This is a genomic window from Cryobacterium sp. AP23 (genome assembly GCF_054075385.1).
The window spans coordinates 3937724-3950615 of the sequence record NZ_CM133415.1; the positions used below are offsets into that span (position 1 = coordinate 3937724).

Genomic DNA, 12892 nt, shown 5'->3' on the forward strand with positions numbered 1-12892 from the left:
TCAGGGTCTTATGCTGGCACGTCGGCGGGAGAACCGCTTGCAACCGGCCACCGATCCACCGGATGCCGCCGCTAGGCTGACGGCATGGCGGAATCCAGCGAGCGGGACGAACTCGGTGTTGCCGTTGCCCAGTTCGCGCCCGGCACCGACCAGGCCGCGAACCTGGCCGAGATGCGCACGCTGGCCGCGACCGCGGTGTCCCGCGGCGCGGGAATCGTGGTGTTTCCCGAGTACTCGTCGTTCTTCGAGCGGAAGCTGGGCGAGGCATCCGTCGCGGCCGGCGAATCGCTGGACGGTGCATTCGTGACCGCACTGGGCCGGCTGGCCGGCGAGCTGGGCATCCACATCGTGGCCGGCCTGCTGGAGAGCACGTCGGATCCGGCCCGGGTGCAGAACACGATCGTGGCCGTGGACCCGGCGGGCCGGATCGTGGCGCGGTACCGCAAGCTGCACCTCTATGACGCGTTCGGGGCGCGGGAATCCGACCGGGTACGTGCCGGCGTCATCGAGGATCCCGAAACCTTCACGGTGGCGGGGTTCGCCGTCGGCCTGCAGACCTGTTATGACATCCGGTTTCCCGAGGTGAGCCGCCGACTCGTCGACGCCGGCGCCGAGCTGGTGCTCGTTCCCGCGGAATGGGTGCCGGGGCCGCTCAAGGAGCAGCACTGGCGCACCCTGGTTACCGCACGAGCGCTCGAGAACACGATCTACGTCGCGGCTGCCGACCACGCGCCGCCCGGTGGGGTCGGCACCAGCATGGTGGTCGACCCGTCGGGCGTCGAACTCGTAACGCTCGGGGCGACGACGGATGTCGCCGTCGCCATGATCTCCCGCACCAGACTGGCCGAGGTACGACGGGTCAATCCCGCCCTTAGCTTGCGCCGGTTCGGAGTCGTCCCCCTTCCCTGACCCGGGTCCTATTCCGGCGAGGCTATCGACGACTTCGGCAACGCCGCCGCGGGCTTGACCGCGAACGACACATTCGCGCCGCCGGAGTGACCCGAGTCGATACAGCGCTCCTCACTGGTGGCAATCAGCCCTTGCGAACTGTTCGCCGACCGCGTCAGCTGCGCAATCCACTCGGGATTGAGACTGGGAGCGTGGCCGCCGGTGAATTTGAAGTACAACGGAATGGCCGGGTGCATCCAGGCCGAACTTCGTCCGTCGCCTACCTCCACGGCATTTCGCCAGGAGAAGAGGAAGCTTTCGCCGCGGCGCAACTTCTGCACAATCACGACCTGCAGGTGCGTCAAGATTCTGTCGTCAAATTCCACAACGACCCGGTCGTACGACAGGGTGCCCATTAGTTTTCACTTTCACTTCCAATTGGTTCTTCATGGTGCCGGGAACAAGTGAAAGCGGTGATGGATCACTGACAGGGGAACCGGAGGATTATTCAACTCTCCACCCACCGGGGCCGGATGGCAAGCGATTCAGGAAAGCCCGGCACCGTATTCGGGGTCGGCTCCACGGATGGCGTGTGCCGTGGCGACAGGGCGTTCGATGTGGCCGAAGTGCCCGGTGCCCGCAAGCACGGTGACGTCGAAATCGGCGATCACGGCAGCCATCCGCCGGTCATCGCCAGGCGTGACGAAAACGTCGCGGTCGCCGTGCACCGCCCGCACCGGGCAGACGATTCGTGCCCAGGACTGGTCGGCGGCGTAGCGGGCGGCACGGTCGGCGGCGAGCGCGAACGAACGGGGCCTTGCTTCGACCGCCAGGGCGCCAACGACACTGGCATCGATCCGGTCGACCCGGTCGAACAGCGGCGTGACCAGTGTGCGCATCAGGCCCAGCCGGTTCAGCGTCATGACCAGGCCCCGGCCGACGCCACGCAGCGAGGCCAACACCCGCATGACGCCGAGCAGGGCGGTGAACCCCGGCAACAGGGAAAAGCGGGCGAGGGGATGACGTGCGCTCTCGATCACGCTGTACGTCGTGGCCGACACCAGGCCGACATGAATGGTGTGCTCCGGGTTGCTCGCCGCCAATTCCAGGGCCACGAATCCGCCTAGCGAGTGCCCGATCACCTGCCACCGCTCGTAACCCAGGGCACGGGCGATGTCGGCGACGGCTCGAGCCAGCGCTTCGATGCTCTCGGCGGCCGGGTCGTCGGGCAGTGCGGTGTCGCCCCAGCCGGGCAGGTCGGGAATCACCAGGTCGACCAGCGGACCGAGGGGATCCAGGTCGGTTGCGCGGATGAGCGGCGTCCAGGTGGTCCACGATCCCGCGGCGCCGTGCAGGAGAATCGTCGCCACCGGCCCGCCGCATCGGCCGTGCCGCACCGTGACCGGGCCGAGTGCGGTGGCGATACGGCTTGTGCTGAGGCCCAGCCCCGCATCGTCGTTGGTGAGCGGGTACGGGCTGTAGCCCAGCGCGCTGCCGGTGGACACCGGAGCGATCGAGTGGGTGCGCATACCTAATGTTCGGTGCCAACCGGGCCCCGGATTGCCGGTTCGGCGAGTCTGGGTGCCGCCTGTTCATCGCGCCCACGCCGGAATACCCCGGTGGGACGCACTGTTTCCTGAACAGGACGCGATTCCGGCGGCGGCGGCTCAGCCGCGCACGCACAGCGTCCGCACAAGCAACCTAGAAGGAGCATTACGTGAGTCTTTTCACCCCGCTGAACCTTGGAGCCCTCGAGCTGCCCAACCGACTGGTGATGGCGCCCCTGACGCGGATGCGTTCCGGCGTCGACGGCGTCCCCGGGGAGCTGAATGTCGAGCACTACGGCCAGCGGGCGACTCTTGGTCTGATCGTTTCCGAGGGTGTCTACCCCGACCAGGCCGGTCAGGGATTCCCGGGTCAGCCTGGCCTGGTCACGCCCGAGCAGATCGCAGGCTGGGCCAAGGTGGCCGACTCGGTGCACGCGGCCGGCGGCCGTATTGTGGCGCAGGTCATGCACGCCGGGCGGGTCACCCACCCGGAAACCAATGGCGGCCTGGAGGTCGTCGCCCCCAGCGCGATCGCGATCCAGGGCGAGAGCCACACCTACAAGGGCAAGCTGCCATACCCGGTGCCCCGCGCACTCACGATTGACGACCTGCCCGGCATCATCGCCGGCTTCGTTCAGGGCTCCCGCAATGCCATTTCGGCAGGACTCGACGGGGTCGAGATCCACTCCGCAAACGGTTACCTGCTGCACGAATTCCTCTCGCCGGCGTCCAACGTGCGCGACGACATCTACGGTGGCTCCCCGGAGAACCGGGCCCGCTTCGTGATCGAGGTGGCCACGGCCGTTGCCGACGCCATCGGCGCCGACCGGGTGGGCATCCGCATCTCACCGGAGCACAACATCCAGGATGCGCTCGAGACCGACGCCGCGGACGTGCTGGCCACCTATGGTGCGCTTGTTGACGGCCTCGCCCCGCTCGGCCTGGCCTACCTCAGCGTGCTGCACAACGACCCTGCCGGCGAGTTCGTGCAGACCCTGCGTAGCCGCTTCGGCGGACCGCTGCTGGTGAACACCGGCTTTGGCACCGTCACCACCCGCGCCGAGGCGCTGGCAGTGCTCGACGATGGACTGGGCGACGGCGTCGTCGTCGGTCGCGCCGTGATCGCCAACCCCGACCTGGTGCGCCGCTGGCTCGAGAACCTGCCGTTGAACGAGCCCAACCCGCTCACGTTCTACGGCCCGGATGCAGTGGGTTACACCGACTACCCGGCCTACGCGAACTAACCCGGTTCAGTGCCGCGAAACTGCCCCACGACGCATCGTCATGGGGCAGTTTCGCTTGAGTCGGCGGGGGACGGCGCTGCTACAGCCGGGCGAGGCGGGCGGCAGCCTCCTCGAGCACGTCGACGCGCTTGCAGAACGCGAACCGCACCAGGGACGCATATTCCGGCTTGTGCTCGGGCAGGCAGAAGGCGCTGATCGGGATGCCGACCACCCCGGCCAGGTCGGGCAGGGTGCGGCAGAACTCGACCCCGTCGGTATAGCCGAGGGCAGCGGCATCCGCCACGATGAAGTAGGACCCGCGCGGCACGGTGAGCGTGAACCCGGCCGCAGTGAGACCGCCGGCCAGGAGGTCGCGCTTCGCCGCCAGGTCGGTCGCGATGCCGGTGTAGTACGCCTCGGGCAGGTCGAGGCCGAGGGCAGTGGCGGGCTGGAACGGCGCACCGTTGACGTAGGTAAGGAACTGTTTGACCGCGAGGATCGCGGTGACGATGGGAGCGGGGGCGCTCAGCCAGCCGATCTTCCAGCCTGTGGTGCTGAACGTCTTACCGCCGGACGAAATGGTGACGGTTCGGTCCCAGGCGCCGGGCAGGGTCGCCACCGGCACGTGGGTCACGCCGAAGGTGAGGTGCTCGTAGACCTCATCGGTGACGATCAGGGCGTCGTGCTTGTGCGCCAGCGCCACGATGAGTTCGAGGGTCTCGCGGCTGAACACGGTGCCGGTGGGGTTGTGCGGGTTGTTGATCAGGATGATCCGGGTGCGGTCGGTGACGACGGCGGCCAGTTCGTCCAGGTCGGGCTGGAAGTCGGGGGAGCGCAGCCGCACGGTGCGGTGCACGCCGCCGGCCAGGGCGATCAGTCCGCCGTAGGCGTCGTAGAACGGCTCGAACGTGACCACTTCGTCGCCCGGTTCCAGCAGGGCCAGCAGGGTCGCGGAGAGCGCCTCTGTGGCGCCGGCGGTCACCAGCACCTCGGTTTCGGGGTTCAGGGTGATGTCGTAGAAACGCTGCTGGTGGCGGGCGATCGCTTCGAGCAGTATCGGCATGCCGCGTCCCGGCGGGTACTGGTTGACACCGTCGCTGATGGCCTGGCGGGCGGCCTCGAGCACGACGGCCGGGCCGTCCTCATCGGGGAAGCCCTGGCCGAGGTTGATGGACCCGGTACGCATGGCGAGGGCGGACATCTCGGCGAAGATGCTGGCGGAGATGCTGCCGTCGGCGCCGAGGAGGCCTGCCCCGCGGGCAGTGCGCTGCCAAGCGCCGGTAATCGTCATGTGGTGACCTGCATACCCCCAAATTTACGACATCCCCAAGCCCCTCGCCGCCGTGCGGTCTGGTGACGTCCTGGCGCGCCTGTGGATAATTTGCTCGCGAGTGACCCGGTTGCGTCTACGGTGACCGGATGAGGAACGACGGCGGTAAACCACGACGCATGGCACCGATGGCGGCGGTCGCCTGCGTGGGCTTTCTTATGGTCTCAGGGGCGGGCTGCGCCTCAGCGCCGGCGCCAACTCCGCGCTCCGCCGCACCTACAGCCGCGCCGGTCTTCGTCTCGGATGAGGAGGCCCTCGCCGCGGCCACCGAGGCCTATGAACAATACGTCTTGGTAGCAGACCAGATTGTAAGAGAGGGCGGGGTCGATCCGTCGCGGATTAGCAGGTATGTCTCAGACGATTTAGCGACGTCGGAGATTGAATCGTTCGTTTCCCTCCAGGAACGGAATCTGCACGGGGTCGGCGAAAGCAGCTATTCCAATTTCTCCCTGCAGCAGGTTTTGCAAAATCCATCGGGTGTGAAGGTTGTCACGGCCTACGTCTGCTCTGACCTCTCGAAAACCGATGTTGTTGACGAAGCCGGGGAATCTGTCGTGGCTCCGGATCGTCAAGACCGCAAGCCCTACGAGATCGGGTTTGACCTTTCAGATGCGAGCTTGGGCACCTTGGTTGTATCGAGTATCACGGTCTGGGACGGCGACGGAATATGTTCCTGAGCCGCGCGCACGCGCTTCTAATGGTCGTAACTGCGAGCATGCTCTTCTTTTTCTCTTCTGCCAGCGCAAATGCAGACGACGGGGGCTGTGAGCGGGCGAATGACTGGGTTGGCGAGTGCCCAGAGACCGAAGCGGCCGTCGGCGACGGCGGGGTGGAGGTCAGCGCGGGCTGGGAGGAAGTGACCTCGGGGACAGGCGCTGAGGGAACTGGCGGTGGCAGTGGCGGCGGCGGTGGCAGGGGTGGCAACGGCGGAAACAGCGGTGGCGGTGGCGAAGTGGAAGTCGACGACACCCTGCCGGATGGTTTCACCTGGGGTCCAGGAGAGGCGGGCGAGGATACGGGTGCAGGCCTGCCTGGCACCATGCCGCGCCAGATCGTGCCCGTCCCGGGGGCGCCCGCGTGTGCGCCGCAGACACCCTGCGATCCAGCGCTGGTGGTTCGGATCAGTGACCTTGTGAGCATCGAGGCCAAAGCGCCCACTCAGGGCATGGAGCCGGACGGCTGGCTCGTCGTGGGCATCCCGACGAACTTCTTCGCGTCAGCGTCTGCGCATGTGACGTCCGGCCCGCTGCTCGGTTCCCCTGCCGAGGTGCGCTTCAGTCCGGTCGGTTTCACCTGGGACTACGGTGACGGCAGCGCGGGCACCACGGCGGACGGCGGCGCGAGCTGGGCGGCCCTCGGCCTGACGGAGTTTTCGGCCACGTCCACCAGCCATGTGTACGAAAACACTGGCACTCTCACGATTGGGCTGAGCGTGTCCTACGCGGCCGCGTACCGATTCGACGGCGGCGAATGGCGCGCCGTAGAAGGGGTTCTGACGGTCCCGGCGGCGCCTATGACCGCAATCGCCGACCGCGCCGGCACGGTTCTGGTGGCCGAAGCCTGCGCCGCCAACCCAGCTGGCGTCGGCTGTCAGTGACGAAGTGATGCGGTCCTCACGACAAAGTGACGGGCGGAAGTGCAACCATGGGCGTGCCGCCGAAATTCAGCGGCACCGCTGCCGGGCAAGGTCACGGCTGGATCATTGACTGCTCCCAGTTTGCGCATATCAAACGTTCAGCTTCAGGCGAGAAGCTAATTTCGCTTGGAAGGAGCACATCATGACTGATAGCACTCAGGACGAGGGCAAGACCCCCGACCAGCCGCAGGGCAACGCACCGATCGAAGTTAACGCGTCGGGCGAAGCCGTCCCGACTCACCCCGACACCACCGCGGCCCCCAACAGCACCGCTGACAACAGCACCGCTGACAACACCACCGCCGTGCAGCCTGCCGTGCCGCACCCCGCTGACAACCAAGCCACCGAGGTCCTCGGATCGGAAGGCGGCATCGTCGCCACTCCGGCCCCCGCCCCGCACCAGGTGGGCACCCCGGCCCCCGCCGCTGCCGACCACCAGCCTGCCGCGTACCCCGCGGGTCAGCCCGCCCAGGCCTACGGCCAGCCTGCGCCCGCCGCGTACCCCACGGATGCCTTCGGCCGGCCGATTCCGGGTCCAGACGGTCGCACCCCGATTTACAACCCCACCCCGGCTCAGCAGCAGGCCTACGCCAACGCGAACGGTTACGCCCCCCAGCCCGCTCCCGGGGCGAAGGCGCCCAAGGACCCGAACCGCCGTAAGGGCAGCGTGGCATTGATCGCCGCGCTCGCCATCGGTGCCCTCGTCGGCGGCGCATCCGGTGCCGGCGTCACGGCATTCGTCATCTCCGATCAGGGCAACGGAACACCCGCCAGCCAGGCTGAAGGCCCGAACACCGTCGTCGTCAACAACACCGACAGTGTGAACGAGATCACCGCCGTCGCCGCCAAGGCGTCGCCCAGCGTGGTCACGATCGAGGTCGCATCCGGCGACTCGGGCGGAACCGGCTCCGGCGTCATCCTGAGCGAAGACGGCTACATCCTCACCAACACGCACGTCGTCACCCTCGACGGTGCCACCTCCGACGCGACCATCCAGGTCAAGGCCAATGACGGCAAGCTGTACTCCGCCACCCTGGTCGGCACCGACCCGGTGTCCGACCTCGCCGTGATCAAGCTCACCGATGCGACGGGGCTGACCCCGATCAAGTGGGCCGACTCCAGCAACCTCAATGTCGGCGACACCGCCATCGCCATCGGCGCACCGCTCGGCCTGTCCGGCACGGTCACCAACGGCATCGTCAGCGCCCTCAACCGCAGCATTACGGTGGCGTCCTCCGCGGCGCCCACCACGCCGGATGAGACCACGCCAGACGAGGGCGACGGCAACTTCTTCAACTACGACCTGCCGGGCTCACCAGACACGCAGACCACGCAGAGCAGCATCTCGCTGTCGGTCATCCAGACGGATGCCGCGATCAACCCCGGCAACTCCGGCGGTGCCCTGCTCAACAGCAAGGGCGAGCTGATCGGCATCAACGTGGCCATCGCCAACGCCGGCGGCAGCTCCACCACCGCCGCGGGCAGCATCGGAGTCGGCTTCTCGATCCCCGCCAACCTGGCCAAGCGCGTCTCCGACGAGATCATCGAGAGCGGCTCCGCCTCACACGGCTTGCTCGGCGCCAGCGTCACCAGCGCCTCCAGCGAGAACAGTGCCACCGTCGGCGCCCTCATCAGCGAGGTATCGTCCGGCGGAGCGGCGCAGGACGCCGGCCTCAAGGCTGGTGACGTGGTCACGAACTTCAACGGCGTGCCCATCACCGACGCCACCGACCTCACCGCGCAGGTCCGCACCCTCGCCGCCGGCGACAGCGCCGACCTCACGTACGTGCGCGACGGCAAGTCGGTCACCGTCACCGTCAAGGTCGGTGAGCTCACCAGCTGACCCGACCTGACGCTCCTTCCTGACTGCGCCGCCGGCCTCGTGCCGGCGGCGCAGTGCTGCGTTCACCCGGGGTCACGCACCCGGAACACTCCCCGGCAGCGGCGGGCACGCGGGCGAGGGAAAAGGCTCGGCTGCTAGGCTCAGGCGATTGTCCGAATGAGTGGAAAGATGGCCAGCCCAGTGCAGGAGAGCGCAGACACAGAGCTGATCGGCGTCTCATACATCATGCCGGTGCTCAACGAGGCCAGCCATGTGCGGGCCGCGGTGCAGAGCCTGCTAGAGCAGGATTACGACGGCCCCTTCGAGGTCACGCTGGCCCTCGGCCCGAGCATCGACGGCACGACGGAGCTCGTCGAGGAGATGGTCGCGGTGGATCCGCGCATCCGCGTCGTGGCCAATGAGGTGGGCTCCACTCCCGCCGGGCTCAACATCGCCATCCGTGCGTCCCGCTACCCCGTGGTGATCCGGGTCGACGCGCACTCCGTGCTGCCCCGGGACTACGCCCGCATCGCCGTCGAGACGCTGCAGCGCACCGGCGCCGACAACGTCGGCGGCATCATGGATGCCCAGGGCACCGAGCCGTTCCAGCAAGCCGTCGCCTTCGCCTACGGCTCCCGCATCGGCCTCGGCGGCACCCCCCTGCACGTCGGCGGCGCCGAGGGCGAAGCGGAGACCGTGTACCTCGGCTGCTTCCGCCGCGACAGCCTGCTGCGTGTGGGCATGTTCGACGAGGGCATCAAGCGCGGCCAGGACTGGGATCTCAACCGTCGACTGCGCGAGGGCGGTGGATCGGTCTGGTTCACCCCCAAGCTCAAGGTGATCTACCGGCCCCGTCCCAGCCTGTCCCGACTGGCCAGGCAGATGCTTTCCACCGGGCTCTGGCGCGGCGAACTCGCCCGCCGCAACCCGGCCTCCAACGGCTTGCGCTACTTCGCCCCACCGGTGATGGTGCTCGGCGTCGCCCTCGGCACCATCCTCGGCCTGATCGGCGTGGTACAGACCCTGATCGGCCTGCCCGGCTGGCTGCTGCTGGGTTTCGCGGCCCCGCTCGCCTACCTGCTGATCGTGCTGGTGGCCGCCGTTCCGGCGGTCCGTACCGACGGCATTCGTGTGGCGCTCTGGTTTCTCGTAGTCTTGCCGTGCATTCATTTCTGCTGGGGTGTCGGGTTCCTGCTTGGCTATCTCAAGCTCACCACCAACATCTCGGCACACACGGGAAGACATCAATGACGTCTGGTTTGCCCAACACGGCTCGGCCATCCTCGATCGCAGAGCTTCGTGCCGTCGCGCAACCCCCAGAGGTGCGGATGCGCGCGAACGCCGAACACTGGACGGCATCGCTGTACCTGCGTGACCTGTCGCCGTACCTCACCTGGATGCTGCTGAAGACCCGCATCTCGGCCAACGGGGTGACCGGGCTGATGATCCTCGTCGGCTGGTCCACCGCGGCGGCCCTGCTGATCCCCGGCATCTGGGGCGCCCTGCTCGCCCTGGCGCTCGGGCAGCTGCAGATGCTCGTCGACTGCTGCGACGGAGAGGTCGCCCGCTGGCGCAGGACCTCGTCGCCGGCCGGGGTGTTCCTCGACAAGGTCGGCCATTACACGACCGAGGCCCTGATCCCCATCGCGCTGGGCATCCGCGCGGCGGCCTACCCGTTCGAGGCCCCCGCCGACTACCTGTTCACCACCCTCGGGCTGGCCCTGGCGCTGATCATCGTGCTCAACAAAGCCCTCAACGACATGGTGCACGTCGCCCGCGCCAACGCCGGCCTCACCAAACTGGCCGACAACAAGGGCGAGAAGGTTCCGCAGGCCGGCCTCATCGCCACCCTGCGCCGCCTGGCGCGGTTCTTGCCGTTCCACCGCCTCTACCACTCGGTGGAGATGACCATGGTGATCTTCGTGGCGGCAGTGATCGGGCTCGTGCTCGGCCAGCCCGCCACCGATCGGTTCTTCCTCGCCGTGCTCGTGCCGCTCGCCTTCCTGGCGCTCATCGGCCACTTCCTGGCCATCATGGCGTCCAAGCGCGTGCGGTCCTGAGGCCCGGCAGCCGCATGCCCGCAGTTCAGCCGCCCGCCTCTCCCGCCCCGGTCACCATCGGTGTCGTCGTGCTCACCCAGGGGCGCCGTCCCGATGACATCGAGCGCGGCATCCGCAGCCTGCTTGCGCAGCAGGACGTGCGGCTCGACATCGTTTGTGTCGGCAACGGCTGGGAGCCGACCGGCCTGCCCGCCGGCGTCAAGGCGCTCGGGTTGCCGACCAACCTGGGTATCCCGGCCGGACGCAACCGCGGTGTGGACCAGGTGGCGGGGGAGTACCTCTTCTTCCTCGACGACGACGCCAGCCTGCCGGACCCCCGGTTCCTGATCGAGGCCGTGACGCTGCTCCGCGCCGATCCCAGCATCGGCCTGCTGCAGCCGCAGGTCATCGACCCCGCCGGCCTCACCGCGCCGCGGCGCTGGATTCCGCGCATCCGCAAGGGCGACGCCGCCCACTCCAGCGCCGTGTTCTCGGTGTGGGAGGGGGCTGTGCTGCTGCCCCGGCAAGTGTTCGACGCCACGGGCGGCTGGGCCGAACCGTTCTTCTACGCCCACGAAGGCATCGAACTGGCCTGGCGGGTCTGGGACCAGGGCCTGCGCACCTGGTACGCCGGCGACCTGGTCGCCAACCACCCGGTGATCCTGCCCACCCGGCATGCCGACTTCTACCGGCTCAACGCCCGCAACCGGGTGTGGATCGCCCGACGTAACCTGCCCGCGCCCCTGATCCCGCTCTATGTCGGGTCTTGGACGCTCATCCAGGTGCTGCGCGGCGCCCGCAACCCACGCGCTCTGATGGCCTGGTTCCGCGGCTGGCGGGAAGGGTGGGCCTCCGACCCCGGTGAACGCCACCCGCTGAAATCCCGCACCATCTGGCGAATGACCCGGGCGGGCCGGCCGCCGGTGATCTGAGTGGGGCTAACGATTCACTACCGTTGCGCCTCTTTCGGGGGTGTGCAGGGTTGCCCGCCCGCCCCGGTAGGTAGGGTGGAACAGTGGTAAGCAGTAGAGATGTCCGACTCGCAGCAAAGCTGGTCAAGGATGTGCTCGGTTCTCGCAAGGCCCAGCGCCTGACGATCGAGCGCCTCACAGCGCGGGGACCGCTCCCCACCCAGCGGTTCAAGATCGCCGTGTATTTCGCGGATGGTCCGGTGAACCTCTACCAGATGCGCCAGTGGTACAAGCCGCTCGCCAAGCTCGCCGAGACCTGGCCCGTCGTCATCCTCAGCCGCACCGCCGGCGGCACGATCAAGCTGCTCGACGAGAGCCCGATCCCGGTCGCGTACGTGCGCAAGGTCACCGACCTTGAGCGGGTGATCGCCGAGCAGGACATCCGCGTCGTCCTCTACGTCAACCAGAACTCCCGCAACTTCCAGATGATGCGTTACGGGCGTCGCTGGCACGTTTTCATCAACCATGGTGAGAGCGACAAGATGTACATGACCACGAACCAGTTCAAGGCCTACGACTACTCGTTCGTCGCCGGACAAGCTGCCCTCACCCGTCTGGGCAAGGTGCTGTGGGACTACGACTTCGACAAGCGCGCCGTCATGATCGGCCGCCCCCAGGCGGACCACTACACCGGCGTGCTGCCGTACACGCCGGATGCGCGCACGGTGGTGCTCTACGCCCCCACCTGGGAGGGCGACCGCGCCGCCGCGGCCTACGGGTCCATCGCCACGCACGGCGTGTCCCTGGTCACCGCCCTGCTCCGCAGCCCCCGGCACCGGGTGGTCTACCGGCCGCACCCGCGCAGCGGCGTCGTCGACCACGCCTACGGCGTCGCCAACCGGCAGATCATCGCCGCCATCACCGCGGCGAACGCCCGGGATGCATCGGCGCAACACGTCGTCGACACCGGGCCCGAACTGGGCTGGCAGCTCTCCGCCGCCGACGTCGCCATCGTCGACATCTCCGCGATGGTCTACGACCGCCTGGCCTCCGGCAAGCCGCTCATGGTCACCCGGCCGGAGAACCCCCTCGCGGCCATCGACACCAGCGGATACCTGTCCGACTGCGAATGGCTCGGGGCAGGCGACACCGCCGGCATCGTTGCGACCATCGACGCGCTCACGAGCGACGGAACGGCCGAGGAACGGCTCCGCGGCTGGGTCGAGCAGTATTTCGGCGATCCGACACCCGGAGCCCCCACGGCACGTTTCCACGCCGCCATCGGGCACCTCATGGCCGAGTGGGACCGGTTCGCGGCCCTGCACGCCGACGACGAAGACGGCCTGCCCGAGTTCGTCGAAGACCTCACCGAAACCGAAGAGGTCTAAAACCCTCGTGCGCCGACCTGCCGGACGCACCCGCTTCGTTGGTCGAGCTTGTCGAGACCTGGTGACTCGACGTGCCGGGCGCACCCGCTTCGTTGGTCGAGCTTGTCG

The 12892-nt window shown here is 67.9% G+C and carries 12 protein-coding genes; 9 read left to right on the forward strand and 3 right to left on the reverse strand.

Annotated features, from left to right (window positions below; translation table 11 throughout):
* Positions 1-84 precede the first annotated feature (84 nt).
* Positions 85-909 carry a carbon-nitrogen hydrolase family protein gene (locus tag ACU5E9_RS18575; RefSeq protein WP_456811364.1) on the forward strand — a complete coding sequence of 275 codons (825 nt, stop codon included), beginning with the start codon at positions 85-87 and terminating at the stop codon, positions 907-909.
* Positions 910-917: 8 nt separating this feature from the next.
* On the opposite strand, the gene ACU5E9_RS18580 is transcribed toward ACU5E9_RS18575, so the two are convergent.
* Both ACU5E9_RS18580 and ACU5E9_RS18585 read right to left on the reverse strand, forming a co-directional pair.
* Positions 918-1304 (reverse strand): DUF7882 family protein, encoded by a 387-nt coding sequence (locus ACU5E9_RS18580; RefSeq protein ID WP_456811365.1) that lies wholly within the window; start codon positions 1302-1304, stop codon positions 918-920.
* A gap of 129 nt (positions 1305-1433) precedes the next feature.
* Positions 1434-2417: an alpha/beta fold hydrolase gene (locus ACU5E9_RS18585; RefSeq protein WP_456811366.1), complete on the reverse strand. Its 984-nt coding sequence runs from the start codon at positions 2415-2417 to the stop codon at positions 1434-1436.
* A 188-nt stretch (positions 2418-2605) separates the two neighbouring features.
* Between ACU5E9_RS18585 and ACU5E9_RS18590 the strand changes: the two genes are divergently transcribed.
* Positions 2606-3679 carry an alkene reductase gene (locus ACU5E9_RS18590; RefSeq protein ID WP_456811367.1) on the forward strand — a complete coding sequence of 358 codons (1074 nt, stop codon included), beginning with the start codon at positions 2606-2608 and terminating at the stop codon, positions 3677-3679.
* A gap of 79 nt (positions 3680-3758) precedes the next feature.
* On the opposite strand, the gene ACU5E9_RS18595 is transcribed toward ACU5E9_RS18590, so the two are convergent.
* Complete coding sequence (locus ACU5E9_RS18595) at positions 3759-4949, reverse strand: aminotransferase class I/II-fold pyridoxal phosphate-dependent enzyme (RefSeq protein WP_456811368.1); 1191 nt, start codon at positions 4947-4949, stop codon at positions 3759-3761.
* 128 nt (positions 4950-5077) lie between these two features.
* On the opposite strand from ACU5E9_RS18595, the gene ACU5E9_RS18600 reads away from it, so the two are divergent.
* From ACU5E9_RS18600 to ACU5E9_RS18630, 7 genes are all read left to right on the forward strand, one after another.
* A complete protein-coding gene (locus tag ACU5E9_RS18600) occupies positions 5078-5665 on the forward strand; it encodes a hypothetical protein (protein WP_456811369.1) in 588 nt (195 codons plus the stop codon).
* A 38-nt stretch (positions 5666-5703) separates the two neighbouring features.
* The gene (locus tag ACU5E9_RS18605; protein WP_456811370.1) at positions 5704-6585 is read left to right on the forward strand and encodes a PKD domain-containing protein; all 882 of its coding nucleotides are present in this window, start codon (positions 5704-5706) and stop codon (positions 6583-6585) included.
* Between the two features lie 181 nt (positions 6586-6766).
* Positions 6767-8467 carry a trypsin-like peptidase domain-containing protein gene (locus ACU5E9_RS18610; RefSeq protein WP_456811371.1) on the forward strand — a complete coding sequence of 567 codons (1701 nt, stop codon included), beginning with the start codon at positions 6767-6769 and terminating at the stop codon, positions 8465-8467.
* Between the two features lie 168 nt (positions 8468-8635).
* Complete coding sequence (locus ACU5E9_RS18615; protein WP_456811372.1) at positions 8636-9697, forward strand: glycosyltransferase family 2 protein; 1062 nt, start codon at positions 8636-8638, stop codon at positions 9695-9697.
* Positions 9694-10506: a CDP-alcohol phosphatidyltransferase family protein gene (locus ACU5E9_RS18620; RefSeq protein ID WP_456811373.1), complete on the forward strand. Its 813-nt coding sequence runs from the start codon at positions 9694-9696 to the stop codon at positions 10504-10506. The genes ACU5E9_RS18615 and ACU5E9_RS18620 overlap by 4 nt, the downstream gene beginning before the upstream one ends.
* Positions 10507-10520: 14 nt before the next feature.
* Positions 10521-11417: a glycosyltransferase family 2 protein gene (locus ACU5E9_RS18625; RefSeq protein WP_456811374.1), complete on the forward strand. Its 897-nt coding sequence runs from the start codon at positions 10521-10523 to the stop codon at positions 11415-11417.
* An 83-nt stretch (positions 11418-11500) separates the two neighbouring features.
* Positions 11501-12784 (forward strand): hypothetical protein, encoded by a 1284-nt coding sequence (locus ACU5E9_RS18630; RefSeq protein WP_456811375.1) that lies wholly within the window; start codon positions 11501-11503, stop codon positions 12782-12784.
* The last annotated feature ends 108 nt before the right edge of the window (positions 12785-12892 follow it).

Coding starts and splice junctions, on each gene's coding strand:
- ACU5E9_RS18620 (WP_456811373.1), top strand. CDS start 9,694: ATGACGTCTGGTTTGCCCAACACGGCTCGGCCATCCTCGATCGCAGAG.
- ACU5E9_RS18595 (WP_456811368.1), bottom strand. CDS start 4,949: ATGACGATTACCGGCGCTTGGCAGCGCACTGCCCGCGGGGCAGGCCTC.
- ACU5E9_RS18580 (WP_456811365.1), bottom strand. CDS start 1,304: ATGGGCACCCTGTCGTACGACCGGGTCGTTGTGGAATTTGACGACAGA.
- ACU5E9_RS18605 (WP_456811370.1), top strand. CDS start 5,704: ATGCTCTTCTTTTTCTCTTCTGCCAGCGCAAATGCAGACGACGGGGGC.
- ACU5E9_RS18610 (WP_456811371.1), top strand. CDS start 6,767: ATGACTGATAGCACTCAGGACGAGGGCAAGACCCCCGACCAGCCGCAG.
- ACU5E9_RS18600 (WP_456811369.1), top strand. CDS start 5,078: ATGAGGAACGACGGCGGTAAACCACGACGCATGGCACCGATGGCGGCG.
- ACU5E9_RS18625 (WP_456811374.1), top strand. CDS start 10,521: ATGCCCGCAGTTCAGCCGCCCGCCTCTCCCGCCCCGGTCACCATCGGT.
- ACU5E9_RS18615 (WP_456811372.1), top strand. CDS start 8,636: ATGGCCAGCCCAGTGCAGGAGAGCGCAGACACAGAGCTGATCGGCGTC.
- ACU5E9_RS18585 (WP_456811366.1), bottom strand. CDS start 2,417: ATGCGCACCCACTCGATCGCTCCGGTGTCCACCGGCAGCGCGCTGGGC.
- ACU5E9_RS18575 (WP_456811364.1), top strand. CDS start 85: ATGGCGGAATCCAGCGAGCGGGACGAACTCGGTGTTGCCGTTGCCCAG.